The sequence below is a fragment of the Polynucleobacter sp. CS-Odin-A6 genome, from assembly GCF_018882095.1.
Taxonomy (GTDB): Bacteria; Pseudomonadota; Gammaproteobacteria; order Burkholderiales; family Burkholderiaceae; genus Polynucleobacter.
Genome location: NZ_JACVPD010000001.1, coordinates 859,316 through 880,958 on the forward strand (window position 1 = coordinate 859,316; position 21,643 = coordinate 880,958).

At 47.8% G+C, this 21,643-nt stretch carries 18 protein-coding genes and 1 pseudogene; 18 read left to right on the forward strand and 1 reads right to left on the reverse strand.

All coding sequences use genetic code 11. The annotated features are described in order from the left end of the window. Window positions 1-29: 29 nt before the first annotated feature. The 4 genes and pseudogenes from ICN15_RS04425 to rlmD all read left to right on the forward strand — a co-directional run. Window positions 30-653 (forward strand): annotated as a pseudogene (locus tag ICN15_RS04425) (protein-L-isoaspartate(D-aspartate) O-methyltransferase); the annotation flags it as partial. Further along, complete coding sequence (locus ICN15_RS04430; RefSeq protein ID WP_216201418.1) at window positions 650-1,411, forward strand: peptidoglycan DD-metalloendopeptidase family protein; 762 nt, start codon at window positions 650-652, stop codon at window positions 1,409-1,411. The pseudogene ICN15_RS04425 and the gene ICN15_RS04430, both read left to right, overlap by 4 nt. A gap of 24 nt (window positions 1,412-1,435) precedes the next feature. Then, on the forward strand, window positions 1,436-2,257 hold the full coding sequence (locus ICN15_RS04435; RefSeq protein WP_216201419.1) for a 3'-5' exonuclease: 822 nt from the start codon (window positions 1,436-1,438) through the stop codon (window positions 2,255-2,257). Beyond that, window positions 2,250-3,680, forward strand: coding sequence for a 23S rRNA (uracil(1939)-C(5))-methyltransferase RlmD (gene rlmD / locus ICN15_RS04440; RefSeq protein WP_216201420.1), 1,431 nt, complete (start codon window positions 2,250-2,252; stop codon window positions 3,678-3,680). The genes ICN15_RS04435 and rlmD overlap by 8 nt, the downstream gene beginning before the upstream one ends. A 294-nt stretch (window positions 3,681-3,974) precedes the next feature. On the opposite strand, the gene ICN15_RS04445 is transcribed toward rlmD, so the two are convergent. Next, complete coding sequence (locus ICN15_RS04445; protein ID WP_370625401.1) at window positions 3,975-4,676, reverse strand: Bax inhibitor-1 family protein; 702 nt, start codon at window positions 4,674-4,676, stop codon at window positions 3,975-3,977. 295 nt (window positions 4,677-4,971) lie between these two features. Between ICN15_RS04445 and ndk the strand changes: the two genes are divergently transcribed. The 14 genes from ndk (at window position 4,972) to ICN15_RS04515 (ending at window position 21,543) form a co-directional block, all read left to right on the forward strand. After that, window positions 4,972-5,397: a nucleoside-diphosphate kinase gene (gene ndk, locus ICN15_RS04450; protein ID WP_216201421.1), complete on the forward strand. Its 426-nt coding sequence runs from the start codon at window positions 4,972-4,974 to the stop codon at window positions 5,395-5,397. Window positions 5,398-5,490: 93 nt separating this feature from the next. Beyond that, complete coding sequence (rlmN, locus tag ICN15_RS04455; protein ID WP_370625416.1) at window positions 5,491-6,705, forward strand: 23S rRNA (adenine(2503)-C(2))-methyltransferase RlmN; 1,215 nt, start codon at window positions 5,491-5,493, stop codon at window positions 6,703-6,705. 46 nt (window positions 6,706-6,751) lie between these two features. Next, window positions 6,752-8,020, forward strand: a complete 1,269-nt coding sequence (gene ispG, locus ICN15_RS04460; protein ID WP_216201422.1) for a flavodoxin-dependent (E)-4-hydroxy-3-methylbut-2-enyl-diphosphate synthase — start codon at window positions 6,752-6,754, stop codon at window positions 8,018-8,020. A gap of 68 nt (window positions 8,021-8,088) precedes the next feature. Continuing rightward, entirely contained in the window at window positions 8,089-9,417 is a 1,329-nt protein-coding gene (gene hisS / locus ICN15_RS04465; RefSeq protein WP_216201423.1) for a histidine--tRNA ligase, read from the forward strand. A 72-nt stretch (window positions 9,418-9,489) separates the two neighbouring features. Beyond that, window positions 9,490-10,149 (forward strand): tetratricopeptide repeat protein, encoded by a 660-nt coding sequence (locus ICN15_RS04470; RefSeq protein ID WP_216201424.1) that lies wholly within the window; start codon window positions 9,490-9,492, stop codon window positions 10,147-10,149. Further along, the gene (gene bamB, locus ICN15_RS04475; protein WP_216201425.1) at window positions 10,149-11,303 is read left to right on the forward strand and encodes an outer membrane protein assembly factor BamB; all 1,155 of its coding nucleotides are present in this window, start codon (window positions 10,149-10,151) and stop codon (window positions 11,301-11,303) included. Before ICN15_RS04470 ends, bamB begins: the two co-directional genes overlap by 1 nt. After that, on the forward strand, window positions 11,300-12,661 hold the full coding sequence (gene der / locus ICN15_RS04480) for a ribosome biogenesis GTPase Der (RefSeq protein WP_216201426.1): 1,362 nt from the start codon (window positions 11,300-11,302) through the stop codon (window positions 12,659-12,661). The genes bamB and der overlap by 4 nt, the downstream gene beginning before the upstream one ends. 139 nt (window positions 12,662-12,800) lie before the next feature. Beyond that, on the forward strand, window positions 12,801-13,043 hold the full coding sequence (gene hfq, locus ICN15_RS04485; RefSeq protein ID WP_216201427.1) for an RNA chaperone Hfq: 243 nt from the start codon (window positions 12,801-12,803) through the stop codon (window positions 13,041-13,043). Next, window positions 13,003-14,277: a GTPase HflX gene (gene hflX / locus ICN15_RS04490; protein WP_370625402.1), complete on the forward strand. Its 1,275-nt coding sequence runs from the start codon at window positions 13,003-13,005 to the stop codon at window positions 14,275-14,277. Before hfq ends, hflX begins: the two co-directional genes overlap by 41 nt. Continuing rightward, window positions 14,267-15,778 carry an FtsH protease activity modulator HflK gene (gene hflK / locus ICN15_RS04495; RefSeq protein WP_216201428.1) on the forward strand — a complete coding sequence of 504 codons (1,512 nt, stop codon included), beginning with the start codon at window positions 14,267-14,269 and terminating at the stop codon, window positions 15,776-15,778. The genes hflX and hflK overlap by 11 nt, the downstream gene beginning before the upstream one ends. Further along, window positions 15,778-16,650 carry a protease modulator HflC gene (hflC, locus tag ICN15_RS04500; protein WP_216201429.1) on the forward strand — a complete coding sequence of 291 codons (873 nt, stop codon included), beginning with the start codon at window positions 15,778-15,780 and terminating at the stop codon, window positions 16,648-16,650. The genes hflK and hflC overlap by 1 nt, the downstream gene beginning before the upstream one ends. Before the next feature lie 18 nt (window positions 16,651-16,668). Beyond that, the gene (locus tag ICN15_RS04505) at window positions 16,669-17,844 is read left to right on the forward strand and encodes an ATP phosphoribosyltransferase regulatory subunit (RefSeq protein ID WP_216201430.1); all 1,176 of its coding nucleotides are present in this window, start codon (window positions 16,669-16,671) and stop codon (window positions 17,842-17,844) included. A gap of 84 nt (window positions 17,845-17,928) precedes the next feature. Continuing rightward, entirely contained in the window at window positions 17,929-19,272 is a 1,344-nt protein-coding gene (locus tag ICN15_RS04510) for an adenylosuccinate synthase (protein WP_216201431.1), read from the forward strand. 57 nt (window positions 19,273-19,329) lie between these two features. Beyond that, window positions 19,330-21,543, forward strand: a complete 2,214-nt coding sequence (locus tag ICN15_RS04515) for a malate synthase G (protein WP_216201432.1) — start codon at window positions 19,330-19,332, stop codon at window positions 21,541-21,543. The last annotated feature ends 100 nt before the right edge of the window (window positions 21,544-21,643 follow it).

The window sequence follows — 21,643 nt, forward strand, 5'->3', positions numbered from 1 at the left end:
AGTCTTCTGCTGAGCGCAACGCCGGACATCGGCAGTCCTTAGCCGCTAAAGTCTTGGCGGCTGGAGTAAGGCACGGTAAAACATTAGAGGCAATTGCCACGGTGCCACGCCATGCCTTTATGGATGCTGGGATGCATCCTCAAGCCTATGAAGATACCGCCTTACCGATTGGGCATTCTCAAACGATTTCTAAGCCATCCGTCGTGGCGCGCATGATCGAGCTTTTGCATAAGCGTGGACATACCCTCGGCAAGGTTTTAGAGATTGGCACTGGCTGTGGCTATCAAGCAGCCGTTCTGAGCTTATTGTCTGATGAGGTGTACTCGATTGAGCGGATTCGTCCTCTGCACGATATGGCAAGAGAGAAGCTGCGACCTTTTCGGATTAAAAATCTACGCCTGATTTATGGCGACGGAATCTTAGGATTACCTCAGGCTGCCCCTTTTGATGGGATCATTCTGGCTGCTGCTGGATTAGGTATTCCGGATGCCTTATTGGATCAGCTGGCTATTGGTGGCCGCCTGGTAGCCCCCGTTGCCAAAAATGAAAAAGAGCAGCAATTGATCATGGTAGAGCGTATGAGCTCGCAGCGCTACCAAAGGACTGTTCTGGACGAGGTCTTTTTTGTCCCCTTACAATCAGGGGTAGTATGAAAAAAACCTTTAACCCAATGTCCAAATACGTCCTTTTAGTCTTGGCGGTCATCTCTCTTGCACTCAACGCGGGCTGTTCAACCACGCCCAGAGCCAAGCCAGCGAATGTAGTGGACCGAAGTGGGGGCAGTTCCGAAACTACGCCTCCTGGCTATTACCGTGTCAAACGGGGTGACACCTTGGCACGCATTGCTTTGGACAATGGGCAATCTCCGCGTGATGTAGCGCAATGGAACAATATGGCCAACCCCAATCTGATCGAAATTGGAGATCTGATCTTGGTGAAGCCGCCAGCTGGTTCAATGCCTGCAGCTAAGCCAACATCCAAACCGGACACACCCAAGGTGGATGCCTCTAATACCCCGCAGCCAGAAGCGTCAAAAGACATAGTTGCTGAGCCAGGTATTCGTTTGTCATCGCCAGCCAAAGGCAAAGTCAGCGAGGATTTCAGTGAAAAAACCAAAGGGATTGATATCGCCGGTAAGTTAGGTGATCCGATTACTGCTGCTGCCGATGGAAAGGTTGTTTACGCTGGCAATAGTTTGCGTGGCTATGGCAATCTTGTGATTATTAAACATGACAATACCTATCTCACGGCTTACGCTCACAATCGCACGCTCTTAGTAAAAGAGGGTGACGCCGTCAAAAAAGGGCAGAAGATTGCGGAGATGGGCGATACCGATGCCAACTCAATCAAGCTTCATTTTGAATTGCGCGTCAATGGCAAGCCAGTAAATCCAACGCCATATTTGCAGTAACTGCTGTTTAAGTAGGCCTCAATCATGGCAACCGTACTCGTATTTGATATTGAAACTATTCCTGATGTGGCGGGCCTGCGTCGTCTCGAAGATTATCCAGATTCGATGCTTGACAGCGAGGTTGCAAGCAAAGCAATGGCTGCTCGAGCAGAAAAAACCGGTAGTGATTTTCTGCCGCTCTATCTGCAGCGCATTTGTGCTATCTCTTGCGTCATTCGTAGGACGACTAAAGAAGGCACGCCTCAAATCAAAGTCGGCACATTAGGCACGGCTCAAGATGATGAGAAGGTATTGATTCAGACTTTCTTTGAGCTCGTTGAAAAATATACTCCCCAGCTGGTTTCTTGGAACGGTAGTGGCTTTGATTTACCGGTACTGCATTACCGCGCTTTAGCTAATCACATACAAGCTCCGCGCTATTGGGAGATGGGTGAGAGCCAGGAAAATGATAGCCGTGAATTTAAGTGGAACAACTACATCAGTCGTTACCACATGCGTCACCTTGACCTGATGGATCTCTTGGCAAAATTTAATGGCCGAGCCAATGCACCATTGGATGGTTTGGCTAAATTGTGTGGCTTTCCTGGCAAGATGGGGATGGATGGCAGTCAGGTATGGCCTGCCTATCTAGACGGGAAGATTGATGATATTCGTCGTTATTGCGAAACTGATGTGGTGAATACCTATTTAATGTATTGCCGCTTTCAATTGATGCGCGGTGGTTTCTCGATGGCAGAGTACCAAGAAGAAATCACTTTCGTTAAAGCGTATTTAGAAAAAGAGTCTAAAGAACCCAACGGTGCCCAGTGGCAAGAATACCTACTCGGTTTTGCTCCGGATGCGTAGAGGCGAAAAGCCGGTTCATATTGAAGTCACTGAGCCTATCCGCGTAGAGTCTCTGGATCTGGATGCCCAAGGAATTGCGCGCTTAGCCCCCAACGAAGAAGAGACCGCTCAAGGCCACAGTGGCAAAGTCATTTTTATTCAAGGTGCGCTACCAACGGAGTTAGTGACATATGTGGTGACGCGTGAGAAGGCTCGCTTCAGCAAGGCTAAAGTACTCAATATTCTGAAGCCTGCTGTCTTTAGGGCAGAGCCTAAATGCAAAGCCTTTGGTATCTGTGGCGGTTGCACGATGCAGCATTTAGATATTCGAGCACAGGTGGCGATGAAGCAGCGCGTGCTTGAGGATGACTTAAAGCACATCGCTAAAGTAACCCCCGAAGAAATCCTGCGCCCAATGGGTGGACCGGCATGGGAGTATCGACATCGCGCGCGCTTAAGTGCCGTCAACCGTTCCATCAAAAAAGGCACAGTACTGATTGGCTTTCATGAGGGTAAGAGTGCTTATGTTGCTGACATGACTGCTTGTGAGATTTTGCCGAAGTCTATTTCTGATTTACTCCCTGAAATGCGTAAATTAGTCAACGCCTTATCTATTCTTGATCGCATGCCCCAAATCGAAATTGCAGTGGGCGAGCCTGAGGATCCGAATTCAGATGACCCTAAAAAAACAAAACCCGTCACTGCATTAGTTTTCCGTAATTTATTACCGTTAACGCCAGCAGATGAACAACTCCTGAGGGATTTTGCTGATGAGCACGAAGTATGGGTATGGTTGCAACCCAAGGGAATCGAAACCGTTGCACCATTCCACCCTTTAACCGGCAAGCTTTGCTATCGTCTCCCAGAGTTTGAAGTAGAGATGCCGTTTAAGCCTGCTGACTTTACGCAAGTTAATCACCTGATGAATCGTGCTTTAGTGAGTAGGGCAGTCCGGTTGTTAGAAGTGCAGCCCACTGACCGTGTGCTGGATTTGTTCTGTGGCATTGGTAATTTCACACTCCCCTTAGCGAGAAGGGCGAATGCTGTTTTGGGTATTGAGGGTCTAGAAAGCCTCACAACGCGGGCTAAAGAAAATGCCGAGCACAATCAACTGGCTGATAAAGCGCGCTTTATGCAAAGCAACCTATTCGAAGTCACGACGGAAACGATTGCCTCTTGGGGTAAGGCGAATCGCTGGTTGATGGATCCCCCGCGTGAAGGTGCGATGGAGATCTGTCAGGCATTAACGCAATTGCATGAGCAAGGCAGTAATCTGCCACCACAGCGTATTGTGTACGTCTCTTGTAATCCAAAAACCTTAGCTAGAGATACCGATATCCTGTGCCATCTGGCTGGCTACGTGCTCAAGGGTGCAGGAATTGTGAATATGTTCCCGCACACCTCGCATGTCGAGTCTATGGCCGTCTTTGAGCGCCTGTTATGATCCAGCGATGATCCAGCGATGATCCACTCATGATCTATTGAGGTGCATGATGCATGATTGTGGTGCAATGTGGTGGTACAAGGTTCTCATGAAAGCGTAGTTTGAAATGAAGCAGAGCAGCCATTCTGCATCAACCATCATCTGCCTTAGGAGCTTGTTATGAAAACCTCAGATAGTTTTGCCATCCTCTTGATTTTATTTGCCCTGGCATTTGCAATTAACCTGTTCGTAGGCAACTAAAAAGGCGCCCGCAGGCGCCTTTGAAGTGGACTCAGTATTTCTACTGAGGATTACTTAGTCACGATTTCCGCCAACAATGCCCAATAATGCGAGCAAGTTGGTGAAGACGTTGTACACATCTAAGTAGATAGCTAAAGTAGCCATCACGTAGTTAGTTTCACCGCCATTGATGACGCGCTGAACGTCGACCAAGATGAAGGCAGAGAAAATGGCGATTGCCAATATCATCACAGTCAACATCAGAGCAGGCAACTGCAACCAGATGTTGGCCAATGAGGCAACGATCAGGAGCAATACACCTACCATCAACCATTTGCCCATACCGGAGAAATCACTCTTGCTCACAGTAGCAATCGTTGCCATCACTGCAAAAATCGATGCAGTGCCGCCGAATGCCAGCATGATTAAGGTAGCGCCATTACTGAAGCTATTTAAGGTGTAACCCACCAGGCCGGACATCATGATGCCCATAAAGAAGGTGAAACCTAGCAGCAGCAGGACGCCGGCACCGGTGTCCTTGTTTTTCTCAATCGCCCAGAAAAAGCCAAAAGCAATTGCCATAAAGACGATGAAGCCCAAGAAGGGGCTACTCGCCATAAAGTTCAATCCGAATGCAACGCCAAGCCATGCACCAATCACAGTAGGCACCATTGATAGTGCTAATAGTGCATAGGTGTTGCGCAATACGCGGTTGCGTATTTGGAGGGTACTAACCGAACCAGTTTGCCCAAAGCCGTAAGAGTTAAGATCGCTCACAATGACTCCTTCTTCAAAGTAATTACACTAGTCCACTAGGGACTCTTAGAACTAAGTATAGACAAAATAGGCAAATTTCAAGTCCCCCCTGAAAAGAACTACAAATTGAAGGGTTATACCCTGTAAATTCAATAGCTTAGCCCTGCTTCCGATAGGGTAAATATGCTCAGCCGATGTATAATTCGGGGGTCGCTGATTTTCTGGCGCGCTGTAGGTGGGAAGGAGGTCATTCTCTGTAATACCTCTTTTTGCGCTATTTCAGCTTATATTTTTGAATTCACTATTGGAGTCTTACATGGCTATTGAGCGCACCCTTTCGATTATCAAACCTGATGCGGTAGCAAAAAACGTGATTGGTAAGATCTATGACCGTTTCGAATCTGCTGGTTTGAAGATTATTGCGTCGAGAATGGCACATTTGTCACAAGCAGAAGCGGAGCAGTTCTACGCAGTTCACTCAGCACGTCCTTTCTTTAAGGATTTGGTGAGCTTCATGATTTCCGGTCCTGTCATGATTCAGGTATTGGAAGGCGAAGGCGCTATTCTGAAGAATCGTGATTTGATGGGCGCTACTGATCCTAAGAAGGCTGACGCCGGTACCATCCGTGCCGATTTCGCTGACAGCATCGATGCAAACGCGGTTCATGGTTCTGACGCTCCTGAAACTGCCGCTGTTGAAGTGGCATTCTTCTTCGCTGGCATGAATGTTTTCAATCGTTAATCGGCGATTGCAAACGAACACGCTATTGAATATAGATAAGTAGTCGCATTGACCTCCCCGCGCGTAAATCTCTTAGATTTTGACGCTGACCAAATGGCAGCGTATGTCGCGGGGTTAAATGAAAAGCCTTTTCGGGCGAAACAACTTATGCAGTGGATACACCAACGTGGTGTATCTAACATCAACGACATGAGTGATCTAGCAAAAAGCTTTCGAGCAACGCTGCTAGATAAAGTCGAAGTCCTTTCTCTTCCGGTAATTAAAGATGAACACGCCACCGATGGCACCCGCAAGTGGTTGCTGGATGTGGGCGCTGGCAATGCCGTGGAGTCAGTCTTTATTCCTGAAGATGATCGCGGCACGCTGTGTATTTCCTCTCAAGCTGGTTGCGCTGTTAATTGCCGTTTCTGCTCCACTGGTCGTCAAGGCTTCTCACGTAACCTTACTGCCGGAGAAATCATCGGCCAGCTCTGGTTCGCTGAGCACTTGTTGCGCAACGATCCCAATGCAATTCGCCGTATCGAGGAATATCCAACCCCAGGCTGGGAACATACTGGCCGTGTCATCTCTAATGTCGTGATGATGGGTATGGGCGAGCCTCTGCTGAACTACGACAACGTAGTAACTGCCTTACGCTTAATGCTGGACGATAAAGCCTATGGTTTATCACGTCGTCGCGTCACGGTTTCTACTTCCGGCGTCGTGCCGATGATTGATCGCTTGGCACAGGATTGCCCAGTAGCATTAGCCGTATCTTTGCACGCACCAAACGATCAGTTGCGCGACCAACTAGTTCCCCTGAATCTGAAATACCCCCTAAGAGAATTACTTGCCGCTTGCGAACGCTATTTGCCTTTCGCGCCAAGAGATTTCTTAACCTTTGAATACTGCATGCTCGACGGAGTCAATGACTCTGACATTCAGGCAAAAGAACTCGTGCGCTTATTAGCCAACATTAAATGTAAGGTCAACCTCATTCCTTTCAATCCTTTCCCAGAGTCTGGATTAAAGCGCTCATCAGCTCAACGCATTCATGCCTTTGCTAGCATTTTGTTAGACGCCGGTATGGTTGCAACGGTTAGAAAAACACGAGGCGATGATATTGCCGCCGCCTGCGGTCAGTTGGCAGGTGATGTTGTAGACCGTACTCGGGTGCGTGAACGTGCTATTCATGAGAATCAAATCAAACTTGATGAAGAGGCTGATGCAAAAGTAGACGCAGACGATCTTGACCTTGATGAAGAAGAACAAGAACCAGAGTATCAATCTGAGCGCTCAGTGCAATGGCTCAAAAAATTAGACGACTAACGTAACTAGCGATTTTCAACATCTTCAATATTCCCCAATATTCCCAATGAGTAATTCATCTAACCATCTTCCGCCGCTTCCCCTAGGTCCAGCGTCTAAGAGAACAACACGTCAAGCTACTGTTGCTTGGAAAACCAATATCGTCACCATCGGTGGGGATGCGCCTGTGCGTGTTCAATCGATGACGAATACCGATACGGCAGATGCGGTTGGGACAGCGATTCAGGTAAAAGAACTGGCTCGCGCGGGATCAGAGATGGTGCGAATTACAGTGGATACACCGGCAGCCGCCGCGGCAGTGCCTTATATCCGTGAACAGTTAGACAAGATGGATGTGTTCGTACCTTTGATTGGCGACTTCCATTACAACGGCCATACTTTGTTAAGCGACTATCCAGAGTGTGCCAAGGCTTTATCCAAATACCGTATTAATCCGGGTAATGTCGGTAAGGGTGCTAAACGCGATACGCAATTTGCGCAAATGATTGAAGCGGCTTGTAAATATGACAAGCCCGTTCGGATTGGTGTGAACTGGGGTAGTTTGGACCAAGACTTGCTGGCTAGCATCATGGATAGCAATGCTGCCTTAGCAGATCCGAAGACTGCTCAAGAAGTCATGATTGAATCCTTAATTCAGTCGGCCTTGCAATCAGCAGAAAAGGCAGTGGAGTTGGGTATGAGCCCCAATCAAATTATCTTGTCTTGCAAAGTGAGTAATGTGCAGGATTTAGTGGCGGTGTATCGAGATCTTTCCCGCCGTTCAGATTTTCCCTTGCATTTAGGTTTAACGGAAGCCGGTATGGGCAGTAAAGGCATCGTATCTTCTACTGCCGCATTGGGAATCTTGTTGCAAGAGGGCATTGGTGACACCATTCGCGTTTCTTTAACTCCTGATCCAGGCGCACCGCGTGAGAATGAAATTATTGTGGCCCAAGAGATTTTGCAAACCATGGGCTTACGTAATTTCACGCCGATGGTGATTGCTTGTCCGGGTTGTGGCAGAACGACCAGCACGACCTTCCAGGAATTGGCTGCCAATATTCAGTCTTACCTCCGCCAACAAATGCCACTGTGGAAGAAAACCCACCCTGGTGTAGAGGCGATGAATGTGGCTGTGATGGGTTGCATCGTTAACGGCCCAGGTGAAAGTAAGCACGCCAATATCGGCATCTCTTTACCGGGTACCGGAGAAACGCCAGCGGCACCCGTATTCGTTGATGGCGTGAAAGTAAAAACACTGCGTGGTGATAATATTGCCCAAGACTTCCAAGTGATTGTGGATGAGTACGTCAACCAAAATTACGCGCCGAAGTAAATTAGAGACGAAAAAATAAAAGAATCAAAACAAGAATAATAAAAATAAAGAATCGCACCAACGAAATCATGACTGACCAAACCAACTCCGCTAAAACCCAAAAGATTCCGAAGATTAATGGCGTGCGTGGCATGAATGATTTATTGCCAGCAGATGCTGCGCAGTGGACCCATCTCGAGCATGTCTTGCGCGATCTTACGCGTGCTTATGGTTATGAGTTCTTGCGTACGCCGATTGTGGAAGCAACAGCTGTTTTCCAGCGGGGCATTGGTGAGGTGACGGATATCGTTGAAAAGGAAATGTATTCCTTTGAAGATCGTCTGAATGGTGAGCAGCTCACCTTGCGCCCTGAAGGTACAGCCGCATTAGTGCGTTCCGTGATTGAAAATAATTTATTGTACGAGGGACCAAAGCGTCTTTGGTATACCGGACCAATGTTCCGTCACGAGCGCCCACAACGGGGTCGTTATCGCCAGTTTCATCAGTTTGGTATTGAGGCACTCGGTTTTGCTGGTCCTGACATCGATGCAGAAATTATTTTGATGGGTCAGCGTTTGTGGGATGAGCTCGGACTGCAAGGCGTGCGTCTGGAGATCAATTCTTTAGGCCAAGCCAATGAGCGCGCTGAGCATCGTGCTGCCTTAGTGATTTATTTCCAAAAAAACAAAGAACAATTAGATGAGGATTCACAACGTCGTTTACTCACTAATCCATTGCGTATCTTGGATTCTAAAAATCCGGCGATGCAAGATCTGATTGAAGGTGCACCTAAGCTATTGGATTTCCTGGGTGAAGAATCACTAAAGCATTTTGAGGGCGTGCAGGCATTGCTCAAGGCAAACAATATCCCTTGCAAGATCAACCCCCGTTTAGTCCGTGGTCTGGATTATTACAACCTGACTGTCTTTGAGTGGATCACCGAAGAATTAGGTGCTCAAGGCACTATAGCTGGTGGTGGACGCTATGACCCCTTAATTGAGCGCATGGGTGGCAAAGATGCGCCAGCCTGCGGATGGGCAATGGGCATGGAGCGGGTACTCGAGTTGATGAAAGTATCTGGTTCATTGCCAGAACCTCAAGCCCAATGTGATGTTTTCGTGATTCACCAAGGCGGTGAAACTCTGACTACTGCCATGATTATTGCCGAGCGCCTGCGGAGCGCCGGAATCGATGCCATCTTGTTTTGCCCTCCAGATGGCCAAACAGCGAGCTTTAAGTCCCAAATGAAGAAGGCGGATGCCAGTGGGGCAGCCTATGGTGTCATCATTGGGCCAGATGAATTGGCGAAGAACGAGGCCCAACTCAAGGATTTGCGTAGAAGCGGTGAACAGAGAGCGGTACCCTTAGATGGCGTAGTGGAAGCGATCATTGATGCCATCGTGGGCGCCACCGAATAGAATAACCTGATTGATTATTAAAGTCGTATTCAAATATTGTAATTTTTACTGTAATTATTAGCCTGGATTGACATGCCTTTAGACCTAGAAGAACAAGAACAAGTAGATCAACTAAAAGCCTTCTGGCAAAAGTATCGCAATCTCATCACTAGCGTGGTGACGGCTGCTTTATTTGCTTATGCTGGCTATAGCGGATATCAGTGGTGGCGAACAAGCCAAGCTACTGCGGCTTCTCAGTTATATGAGACGATGATTGCCGCCATTAATAAGGGCGACAAGGATCAAACCTTGCGCGCTGCGGATGATTTGCAAAAGCAGTTTTCGAGCACACCCTATGCTGCGATGTCTAGTTTGATTGCGGCAAAGATCGCTTCAGATGCAGGTGATTCTGCCAAGGCTATGGACTATTTGCGTTGGGCTGCTAAAAATTCGTCTGACCAGGGTTATTTGGCTTTAGCGAAGTTACGCTTGATTTCGCAATTGATTGAACAAGGTGCTGCAAAGGATTTTTCTGAAGCGGATACCATTCTTAAAGAAAAGCCAGTAGCCGGCTTTGAGGCTCTTTGGTTAGAGCGTCGTGGCGATTGGTACTTGGCTCAACAGAATATTCCTGAAGCGCGTAAGAGTTATGAAGCGGCTTGGGCGCAGTTAAACCAAGCAAAAGAATTCCCTGAAGAGGCGCGTCGTCTTCTGAAGGTTAAATTGGATGCCGTCGGAGGAGTAGCTCAGTGATGATGGATTGCAAACAGCTAGCAAAGTTAACAAGCACAGCCCTAGTACTGGGCTCAGTTGTTGTAGCCTTAACAGCTTGCTCTGGTGGTTCAAGGGTTCGCAAGCCGGCTGAGCTTGTTCCGGTAAGCAATCAATTTGATCTTTCTCCGGTGTGGTCAACCAGCGTTGGTTCATCTGAAGGATTTAATTTCCATCCCGCAGTAGCAAGTGATGCGGTTTATGCAGCATCCCATCGCGGTAACTTGGCCAAAATTAATTTGAATACCGGCAATAAAGTATGGGAAGTATCCGTACCGGAACGGCTATCTATTGGTCCGGGATCTGATGGGCGCACGACTGCAGTCGTGACTACTAAGGGTACAGTCTATGCCTACGACGATACCGGTAAGCCGATTTGGAATATCAGTATCGGTAGCGAAGTGTTATCTGAGCCAGTGGTTGCTGGCGGGGTCGTAATTATTAGGACATTAGATAATCGCTTTGTTGGTTTGGATACTCAAACGGGTGTGCGTAAGTGGACCTATCAACGCCAACAGTCCGCGTTATCTTTGCGTGTAGGTTACGGCATGCTTGCGATTGGTAATGAAGTGATTGTGACTGGCTTTGCCGGCGGTCGTTTTGGCATGATTGCCATTGCCAACGGTGGTCTCATTTGGGAGACCCCGGTCTCGTTTCCGAAAGGCTTTTCTGAAATTGAGCGCTTAAACGATGTCACCGCTAAACCCAGCATGGAGGGCGAGATTATTTGCGCCGTCTCCTATCAAGGCCGCATTGGTTGTGGACAAGCCCGCACCGGTAACTTACTGTGGTTCAAGGATTACTCAAGCTATACCGGCACTGCCCAAAGTCCTGATTTAGTGTTTTCATCTAACGAAAAGTCCGGTGTCACTGCGTTTGCGGTGAAAGATGGCTCAACAGTGTGGGAAAACACTCAGCTGACATTCAGAGATGTCGGTGAATCAATGGCGGTAGGCAGAGTGCTACTCCTTGGTGATGCGCAGGGTTATGTGCATGCACTCTCACAAGCGAAAGGCGAAATGCTGGCGCGCATTCGTCATGACAGCAGTCCCATCACAGCCGCACCGATTGCGGTGAACGGACTCATCTTGATTCAATCTCAGGGTGGAAAACTAGCGGCGTACAGTCCAAAATGAATCCAGTCATCACGATTGTCGGCCGTCCCAATGTCGGTAAGTCAACTCTCTTTAACCGCTTAACGCGTTCACGCGATGCGCTCGTCGCTGATTTTTCAGGTCTGACTCGAGATCGTCACTACGGCAAAGGCCGTATTGGTGAGCGTCCCTTTATTTGTGTTGATACGGGCGGTTTTGAGCCCGTAGCCAAGACTGGCATTGTTGCGGAGATGGCTAAGCAAACCAAGCAAGCGGTAGCGGAATCCGACATCATTATTTTCTTGGTGGATGGTCGCTTAGGAATGGCGCCACAAGATCATGTGATTGCCAATTTCTTGCGCAAGACTGGTCGGCCAGTGATCTTGGCAGTCAACAAAACCGAAGGTATGCAAGCTGGCGTTGTCACAGCAGACTTTCATGAGCTGGGTTTAGGCGAGCCGTTTCCGATTTCATCTGCGCACGGTGATGGTGTGCGGGGTTTGATTGACGATGCTTTAGATTCTTTAGGTATCCCTGAGCCAGAACCAGAAGAGCAAGACAATGATCCTAATCGCCCAATGAAAATTGCGGTGGTCGGTCGTCCGAATGTGGGTAAATCGACCTTGATCAATAAATTGATCGGTGAAGAGCGCGTCATTGCTTTTGATATGCCCGGCACAACCCGCGATGCGATTGAAGTGCCGTTTGAGCGCAATGGCAAACCATACATCTTGATTGATACCGCGGGCCTGCGTCGCCGTGGCAAAGTATTTGAAGCGATTGAGAAATTCTCCGTCGTAAAAACCTTGCAAGCGATTGCCGATTGCAATGTCGTGATCTTGATGCTCGATGCTCAGCAAGATATTTCAGAGCAAGATGCTCATATTGCCGGGTTTATTGTGGAAGCAGGGCGAGCCTTGGTAGTGGCTGTTAATAAGTGGGATGGACTAGATTCTTATGTGAAGGAACGTGCTCGCTTAGAGATTGCGCAAAAGCTCCGCTTTCTGGATTTTGCGAATGTACATCCGATCTCTGCTAAAAAAGGCACGGGTCTTAAAGAGCTCTTTAAGGATGTGGATCTGGCTTATGCCGCAGCGATGGCTAAATTACCCACCCCAAAACTCACGCGCATCTTGCAAGAGGCGATTGAGCACCAGCAGCCTAAGCGTGTGGGCATGGGTCGTCCCAAATTGCGCTATGCCCACCAAGGCGGTATGAACCCCCCGATTGTGGTGATTCATGGAACATCCTTAAGCGGTGTCACTGATAGTTATAAGCGCTATCTGGAAGGCCGCTTTAGGGAGGTGTTTAAGTTAATCGGCACCCCCTTACGTATTCAGATGAATACTTCTAAAAACCCATACGTTGATGGGGATAAAGGCAAAAAAGGCAAAAAGTAAGCAATCGGCGTAGAGTTTTAGGTATGTACTGTAGGAAGGGCTTGATTTTCCCAAATCAGGCCCCCTATGACATCAGTAATCTACAAAAAGCAAGACTCCATAAATTAAAAAAGCATCTAAAAATTCATTAAGGAGCAGTATGAGCAAGGCCAAAATCGAACTACTACAGGATCCCTTTCTCAATGCGCTGCGCAAAGAGCATGTTCCTGTTTCCATCTATCTCGTGAACGGCATTAAGCTGCAGGGCAATATTGAGTCTTTTGATCAGTACGTGGTGCTCTTGCGCAATACCGTAACCCAGATGGTTTATAAACATGCCATCTCCACGATAGTTCCTGCACGTGCAGTGGATTTCCGTACGGAAGAACCTGGCTCTGTATAAAACTGGGGTAGATGCGGCTCGCGCCGTCCTTGTCGGAGTGGATACCGGGCGAGAAGATTTTGCAGACAGCATGGCTGAGCTGAGCCTTTTGGCTGATAGCGCCGGCTCTATACCGATAGCCAGTGTGATTGCGCGCAAGGGTAAAACCGATCCGGCTTTATTCATTGGATCTGGCAAGGCCAATGAAGTCAAAAAATTGATGGAAGAGCAAGGCGCCGAGTTGGTGATCTTTAACCATCCCTTATCCCCAACCCAACAACGCAATCTCGAGCGGCATATCGGTTTTCATGTGATGGACCGGACAGGTCTTATTTTGGATATCTTTAGCCAAAGAGCGCAAAGCCATATTGGTAAAACTCAGGTGGAGCTAGCACAAGTGCGTTATCAGATGTCCAGATTGGTTCGCGCCTGGAGCCATTTGGAGCGTCAACGCGGTGGTATTGGTGTCCGTGGCGGTCCTGGCGAAACCCAGATGGAGTTAGACCGACGGATCTTAGCTACCAAAGCGAAGCGTTTAGAAAATGAGTTGGAAAAGCTCCAGCGCCAGCAAAGAACCCAAAGAAGGGCTCGTAATCGCAAGGGTATTTTCTCAGTCTCTTTGGTTGGTTATACCAATGCGGGTAAATCTAGCCTATTTAATGCCCTTACAAAAGCAGGGACTTATGCGGCCGATCAGCTTTTTGCCACGCTGGACACCACTTCCAGGAAGGTTCACCTTGAGGAAGCGGGCTCGATTGTCGTATCCGATACGGTGGGTTTCATCCGAGAATTGCCCCATCAGCTCGTAGAAGCTTTTCGGGCAACCCTGGATGAAACGATCCATGCTGACCTGATCTTGCATGTCATTGATGCCTGTAGCCCAGTTGCCCGCGAGCAAAAAGCCGAAGTAGAGGCGGTTTTAAGAGAAATTGGGGCGGATGACATCCCTCGTATCGAGATCATGAATAAAATTGATCAGATGCCGCAGACCTTTACTGAGGGCGCTGTTTTGATACGGGATTCCGAGGGGATTCCGAGCCAGATTTTCCTCTCCGCCAAGACTGGCTTGGGCCTTGATTTATTGCGTTCAGCTCTCGCCGAATGCTCTCAAATGACTGATAGAATAAGGGTCGAGCAAAATCGCGCTAAGGTCCAAATGGCCCCTGACGAGTTTTTAACTCCTTTACCCGTAAGACCAGAGACTTCTGAATTTAATCCCATTCCTAACCGAAAATATTCACCTAATGATGCGTAAATTTCTTGAGATGTTCTCAGTGAATGATCCAGGCTGGGGCAATAGTCACCCAGGCAACGGATCAAAGAATGCCAAAGACGGGCAGGAAAATGATCAAGCTCCTAAAACAGAGCCGGGGAATCCTGATGCGGATAAGCCTGTAGAGGCTCAACCAAAGAATTCGCCTGCTAAACCAGACGGCCCTCCAGATCTCGATGAGTTATGGCGTGATTTCAACGATCGCATCAGCAGTATCTTTGGCGGCAAGAAAAAGCCAGGCGGAACTGCAGGCAAGCCAGCTAATAGGCCGAACAGTACAGATATTCCTCCACCATCTCAGCGTGGCAACGGTGGTGGTAATGGTGGTGGCGGTGGCGGCGGCTTTAATGCCCCCAATTTCAATTTCACCAATCCATTTAGCTCCAAGACAACCGTCGTGTTGGCTGCAGGTAGTGTTTTCTTAATTTGGATCCTTGGTGGCTTCTTCATTATTCAAGAGGGCCAGTCTGGCGTGGTCACTACTTTTGGTAAGTACTCCTATACCGCAGGGCCTGGCATTAACTGGCGCATGCCTTGGCCCGTTCAAGCTGAGCAAATTGTCAATGTTTCAGGTGTGCGTTCTGTAGAAGTGGGCCGCTCAATTTTGATTAAGGCAACTAATCAAAAAGATACCTCTATGCTCACCGAAGATGAAAACATCATCGATGTCCGTTTCGCAGTTCAATACCGCTTAAAAGATGCCACTGATTATTTATTTAATAATCGCGATCCTGATGCCACCGTGGTGCAAGCCGCAGAAACTGCGGTCCGTGAAATTGTGGCGCGTAGCAAGATGGATACCGTACTTTATGAAGGTCGTGAAAAGATTGCGATTGATTTAGCCGCCTCGATACAAAAAATCCTCGACAGCTATAAAACAGGTATCTATGTTACGAGCGTGACTGTTCAAAACGTTCAACCTCCGGAGCAAGTGCAGGCTTCATTTGATGATGCTGTAAAAGCAGGGCAAGACCAGGAGCGCCTGAAGAGTGAAGGTCAGGCATATGCTAATGACATCATTCCACGCGCCAAAGGCACAGCTGATCGACTTATTCAAGAGGCGGAAGGTTACAAAGCCCGCGTGATGGCTACAGCGGAAGGTGATGCTGCTCGCTTCAAGCAAGTGTATGTTGAATATGCAAAAGCACCTGCCGTTACACGCGATCGCATGTACATTGACAGCATGCGCGAAATGTATAACAACGTCACTAAGGTTTTGGTGGATACAACTAAGAACAACAGCCTTTTATATTTACCGCTAGATAAATTGGTTGCTCAAGTTAGTGCAGAAAGTAATCAAGTGGCAACAGGACAAGCGCCTGCGAGTACCCCTACGGGCTCAGTCACTGTAGGCGGCGCAACGGGTAATCCTGCAGCTCCATCCCCCATTATCAATAGCCCGCTGAACCCAAATTCAGGAGCTGCTAATAATGCTGCCGATAAACGTGATGGTCTACGTAGTCGTGATCGGGAGGTTAGATAATGAACGCAAATCGTCTCTTAGCTAGTATTGCAGGACTAATTGCCCTAATTTATGTTTTGTCATCAAGCATCTTCGTGGTTGATCAACGCAACTTCGCTGTGGTGTTCTCATTCGGACAAATTGTGCGCGTGATTGAGCAACCTGGCCTGCAGATTAAATATCCAGCGCCATTTGAAAGCGTCCGTTTTTTTGATCGCCGTATCTTAACGATCGATACTCCTGAAGCAGAGCGCTTCATTACCTCTGAGAAGAAAAATCTCTTGGTGGATTCTTATGTGAAATGGCGTATTGTTGATCCCCGTAAATTTTTTGTTAGCTTTAAGGGTGATGAGCGTTTGGCGCAAGATCGCCTAACTCAGTTAGTACGCTCCGCTTTGAATGAAGAATTTACAAAGCGCACGGTTAGGGAGATCATCTCCGATCAACGTGAAGAAGTGATGCAGGGTATTCGTAAAAAAGTAGCGGTGGATGCGTCTGATATCGGTGTAGAAATCGTGGATGTTCGCCTCAAGCGCGTAGATCTCTTGGCGGAAATTAGTGATTCTGTTTACCGCCGCATGGAAGCAGAACGTAAACGCGTTGCCAATGAGTTGCGCTCTACTGGTGCGGCAGAGTCGGATAAGATTCGCGCCAATGCAGAGCGTCAACGCGACACGATTTTGGCTGAGGCTTATCGTGACGCACAGAAGATCAAAGGTTTGGGTGATGCAAAAGCGACCGCCTTGTATGCGGAAGCATTTGGGCGCGACCCTCAGTTTGCGCAGTTCTATCAAAGTCTTGAGGCTTACCGAAGCTCATTTAAAGACAAGAAGGATGTGATGGTGGTCGAACCGAATGGTGAGTTCTTTAAGTTCATGCATAAAAAAAATTAATAGTGAATATTTCAGATCATGAATCGTTGGTTACTTCCTGAAGATATTGCTGATGTTTTACCAGCGGAGGCTCGTCGGGTAGAGACTCTGCGTCGTGCCATCCTGGATTTATATCAGTCCTATGGTTATGAGTTAGTTGCACCTCCGATTTTGGAGTTTCTAGATTCTTTGTTAACCGGCACTGGCTCTGATCTCAATTTGCAAACCTTCAAGTTGGTCGATCAGCTATCTGGCCGCACTCTCGGACTGCGCGCTGACATGACGCCGCAAGTGGCGCGAATCGATGCCCACTTGCTCAATCGCGAAGGCGTTACCCGTCTTTGTTATGCCGGTTCTATTGCGCATGCCCGCACTCCGGTAGGCAGCTCTGCTCGTGAAGAGCTGCAGCTAGGTGCCGAGATTTATGGCTGCGCCACTTGGGAAGCCGATTTTGAAGCAATCTCTTTGTTGTTGAAGACTCTGAGTGTTGCTGGCTTAAATAAAGTCTACTTAGATCTCTCGCATGCCGGTGTGCTCGAAGGGATTCTGGATGGTCAAGCAGTTGGGAAGACTGATATCGAGACTCTCTATGGCCTGTTGCAAAGCAAGGATCGTCCCCAATTATCGATTTGGGCCAAATCTTTACCTGCCGCGTCCGCACAAGCATTAATGACTTTGACGGAGTTAAACGGCCCTTGTGCGCAAGTTTTAGCTGATGCTAAAAAGTCTTTACCAAAAAATAAATTAATCGATGCGGCTCTGGCCCAATTAGAAAAATTGGTAGCTGCTACTGAGGCATTTTCTAGCGACGTTGAGCTCAGTATTGATCTTAGCATTGATCTAGCAGACCTACGAGGTTATCAATATCACAGCGGAGTCATGTTTGCAGCTTATGTTGATAAGTTGCCTCAGCCCATTGCACGCGGCGGCAGATACGATCATGTTGGTCAGGCGTTTGGGCGTTCTCGTCCCGCAACCGGCTTTTCTATGGACTTGCTGACCCTGGCTAGCTTATCTCCCTTGGCAAAGCGTAAGCCTGCCATTGCTGCGCCTTGGATTGATGATGCCGCATTAGCAATCCAGATTGCGCAATTGCGTCAGGCAGGTGAAGTAGTCATTCAGGTGCTGACTGGGGATGCCGTAGAGACTGCTGAATATCTTTGTGATCGTGAGCTAGTAAAGCAGGGTGGCTCATGGGAAGTAAAAAAGAAGTAAAAGAATTAAAAAATAAAGTAATAAAAAATAAAGCAATTTTTAATAATGTAGTCATTCTGTAATTACTTTTTGGATTTTCTGAATATGTCTTCTAAGCAACAAGCCCGTGGTCGTAACGTCGTTGTCATTGGCACCCAGTGGGGTGATGAAGGCAAAGGCAAGGTGGTGGATTGGTTAACTGATCATGCGCAAGCTGTAGTGCGTTTTCAGGGTGGACATAACGCAGGCCACACTTTAATTATTGGTGATAAGAAAACCATTCTGCGTTTGATCCCCTCCGGTATCATGCATCAGAATGTCATCTGCTATATCGGTAATGGTGTGGTGCTTTCTCCAGAAGCGCTCTTTAAAGAGATTGGTGAGTTAGAGGCTGCAGGCTTGAATGTCCAATCCCGTTTAAAGATTTCTGAAGCAACGACCTTGATCCTCCCCTACCACGTCGCCATTGATCATGCGCGTGAGAAAAAACGGGGTGACGCGAAGATTGGTACAACGGGTCGCGGCATTGGACCGGCCTATGAGGATAAGGTGGCGCGGCGTGCTCTACGCGTGCAAGACTTGTTCTACCCCGAGAAGTTTGCTGCCCAGTTGCGTGAGAACTTGGAATATCACAATTTCATGCTCACCAATTACTATGGTGCAGAGCCAGTGGATTTTCAAAAGACTTTGGAAGAAGCGATGTCCTACGCCGAGCGCATCAAGCCAATGGTGGTTGATGTCTCCAGCGCTTTGTATGCCGCTGAACAAGCAGGTCAAAACTTATTATTCGAAGGTGCTCAAGGTACTTTATTAGATATCGATCACGGTACCTATCCTTACGTGACATCCAGTAACTGTGTAGCAGGCAATGCTGCTGCAGGATCTGGCGTTGGACCTGACTCTTTGCAATACATCTTGGGTATCACGAAGGCCTATTGCACGCGCGTTGGCGCTGGACCATTCCCAAGCGAGCTATATGACTTTGATAATCCAGCAAAACAAGATCCGGTTGGTATCCGCCTGGCAGAGGTAGGTAAAGAGTTTGGTTCGGTTACTGGGCGCCCACGTCGTACGGGTTGGTTAGATGCTGCTGCACTCAAGCGCTCCATTCAGATCAATGGTTTATCCGGTCTTTGCATTACTAAGCTAGACGTATTAGATGGCTTTGAGACGATTCGTCTGTGCGTTGGTTACACCTTGGATGGGCAACATTTTGATGTATTGCCGCGTGGTGCTGAAGCCGTTGCGCGTTGTGAGCCGATTTATGAGGACTTCCCAGGCTGGAAGGGAACGACTTTTGGGATTCGTGAATGGGACAAGCTCCCAATAGAAGCGCAGAAGTTCCTGCGTCGTATCGAAGAAGTGGCAGGAAAGCCGATCGCGATGGTCTCAACCGGACCCGAACGTGATGAAACGATTCTTCTGCAACATCCTTTTAAGGCTTCATAAGATCATTCTTATTTAGTTTCTTGAATATTTAATTTATATATTTGCTTGGGGTTTTAAATGACTGTACGTACACAATGTAATAGCCTGCAAGTGGCTACACCGCTATTTCGTTTTATTGAAGATCAAGTTCTGCCTGGTACAGGTATTTCGAGCGCAGACTTTTGGAAGGGTTTTGAAGAGATCGTTAAAGATTTAGGCCCGAAAAATGAAGCCTTGCTAGCTAAGCGTGATCGCCTTCAATTGGATTTAGATCAATGGCATAAAGCCAATCCAGGCCCGATTACTGATATGCCAGCTTATCGTCAGTATCTGCATAAAATCGGCTACATCGATGAGGTACCCGACACCGTTGTGGCTTCTACTCAGAATGTAGATGATGAACTCGCTCTTCAGGCAGGCCCTCAACTCGTTGTGCCTGTGCTGAATGCACGCTATGCCTTAAATGCGGCCAATGCCCGTTGGGGTTCTTTGTATGACGCGCTATACGGCACGGATGTGTTGTCTGAAGAAGATGGCGCTAGCAAAACTGGTGCATTTAATCCGATTCGCGGCGCCAAGGTAGTGGCTTATGCCCGGGCTTTCTTAGATAAAGCGGTGCCACTGTCAAAAGGTTCTCATAGTGAGGTAGTAGCTTACGCCGTCGCGGATAATAAGTTGTCCGTCAAGCTCAAAGACGGTAGCACCACTGGCTTAGTTGATGAAAAGCAGTTTGTTGGTTATCAAGGTAATGCTGCCGCACCATCTTCTATTCTGCTTCGTAATAACGGCATTCACATTGATATTGAAATCGATAAAACCAAATCGATTGGTGCTACTGATATCGCTGGCGTCAATGATGTGGTGCTCGAAGCAGCGCTCTCGACTATTCTGGACTTAGAAGACTCCGTAGCAGTAGTAGATGCTGACGATAAAGTGCTCGCCTATGAGAACTGGTTAGGTATTCTGAATGGGACTTTGGTTGAGGAAGTCAGCAAAGGCGGCAAGACCTTTACTCGTAGATTGAATCCAGATCGACAATATACAGCGGGCATTGGTGCGGTAAATGCTAAAAATGGCATCGTCACTTTGCATGGCCGCTCATTACTATTCCTCCGTAACGTAGGTCACTTGATGACTAACCCAGCGATCCTGACTGGTGAAGGTAAAGAAATTTATGAAGGCATCTTGGATGCTGTAGTCACAGTGCTGATTGCTTTGTATGATATTAAGCGGCCAGCAAGCCAAGCAATTGGTAATACCCGTAAAGGCTCTGTTTATATTGTGAAGCCAAAAATGCATAGCCCAGAAGAGGTTGCCTTTGCTGGTGAACTCTTTGGCCGTGTTGAGAAATTACTGGGACTGCCTGAGAATACTGTGAAACTCGGCATCATGGATGAAGAGCGTCGCATGAGTGTCAACATTAAAGCGGCGATTGCAGCAGCAGGCCCGCGTGTTGCTTTTATTAATACTGGGTTCTTAGACCGCACTGGTGATGAAATTCATACAGGGATGTATGCCGGCGCGATGGTGCGCAAAGGGAAAATGAAGGTCAGTAAATGGTTTAACGCGTATGAGCGCCGTAACGTATTAGCTGGCTTAAACTGTGGTTTAAGAGGCCGTGCCCAGATTGGTAAAGGCATGTGGCCTGCACCAGATCTGATGAAGGATATGGTTGAGCAAAAAATCGCCCATCCTCAAGCGGGTGCAAATACTGCTTGGGTGCCTTCTCCAACGGCTGCCACTTTACATGCAATGCACTATCACCAAGTAGACGTTGCGAAAATACAAGCCGATATGGAAAAGCAAGACACTGCCGCTGAATATGAATCTCTCATGGATAATTTATTAACGGTACCAGTTGCGCTAGAGCCTGATTGGACTAAAGAAGAGATTCGGGAAGCGCTCAATAATAATTGCCAAGGTATCTTGGGATATGTCGTTCGCTGGATTGATCAGGGTGTTGGTTGCTCAAAGGTGCCTGATATTTACAACGTCGGATTGATGGAAGACCGCGCGACATTGCGTATTTCTAGTCAGCACATTGCCAACTGGTTGTTGCACAACATTGTGACCGAAGCCGATGTCAACGAAGCTTTGCAGCGGATGGCTACGATTGTTGATACGCAAAATGCCAATGACCCGTTGTACAAGCCAATGATGCCGGATTACAAAAATTCTACCGCCTATAAAGCTGCTAGTGATTTGATTTTCAAAGGCCTCGAGCAGCCGAATGGCTACACTGAGCCCTTGCTTCATGCCTGGCGTTTGGAAGTGAAGAAGGCAAATGCCTAAGGCAATCTGATCTTCATCGTAGACTAAGATGGATTTGTCGTGAGACAAGTCCATTTTTTCTTTTTTAGATATCCTATGCTGAACCATCTCTTTATTGCGA

Coding starts and splice junctions, on each gene's coding strand:
- bamB (WP_216201425.1), top strand. CDS start 10,149: ATGATGGATTGCAAACAGCTAGCAAAGTTAACAAGCACAGCCCTAGTA.
- hfq (WP_216201427.1), top strand. CDS start 12,801: ATGAGCAAGGCCAAAATCGAACTACTACAGGATCCCTTTCTCAATGCG.
- ICN15_RS04470 (WP_216201424.1), top strand. CDS start 9,490: ATGCCTTTAGACCTAGAAGAACAAGAACAAGTAGATCAACTAAAAGCC.
- ICN15_RS04430 (WP_216201418.1), top strand. CDS start 650: ATGAAAAAAACCTTTAACCCAATGTCCAAATACGTCCTTTTAGTCTTG.
- ICN15_RS04435 (WP_216201419.1), top strand. CDS start 1,436: ATGGCAACCGTACTCGTATTTGATATTGAAACTATTCCTGATGTGGCG.
- hisS (WP_216201423.1), top strand. CDS start 8,089: ATGACTGACCAAACCAACTCCGCTAAAACCCAAAAGATTCCGAAGATT.
- hflK (WP_216201428.1), top strand. CDS start 14,267: ATGATGCGTAAATTTCTTGAGATGTTCTCAGTGAATGATCCAGGCTGG.
- ndk (WP_216201421.1), top strand. CDS start 4,972: ATGGCTATTGAGCGCACCCTTTCGATTATCAAACCTGATGCGGTAGCA.
- rlmD (WP_216201420.1), top strand. CDS start 2,250: ATGCGTAGAGGCGAAAAGCCGGTTCATATTGAAGTCACTGAGCCTATC.
- ICN15_RS04510 (WP_216201431.1), top strand. CDS start 17,929: ATGTCTTCTAAGCAACAAGCCCGTGGTCGTAACGTCGTTGTCATTGGC.
- der (WP_216201426.1), top strand. CDS start 11,300: ATGAATCCAGTCATCACGATTGTCGGCCGTCCCAATGTCGGTAAGTCA.
- ispG (WP_216201422.1), top strand. CDS start 6,752: ATGAGTAATTCATCTAACCATCTTCCGCCGCTTCCCCTAGGTCCAGCG.
- ICN15_RS04515 (WP_216201432.1), top strand. CDS start 19,330: ATGACTGTACGTACACAATGTAATAGCCTGCAAGTGGCTACACCGCTA.
- hflC (WP_216201429.1), top strand. CDS start 15,778: ATGAACGCAAATCGTCTCTTAGCTAGTATTGCAGGACTAATTGCCCTA.
- ICN15_RS04505 (WP_216201430.1), top strand. CDS start 16,669: ATGAATCGTTGGTTACTTCCTGAAGATATTGCTGATGTTTTACCAGCG.
- rlmN (WP_370625416.1), top strand. CDS start 5,491: ATGGCAGCGTATGTCGCGGGGTTAAATGAAAAGCCTTTTCGGGCGAAA.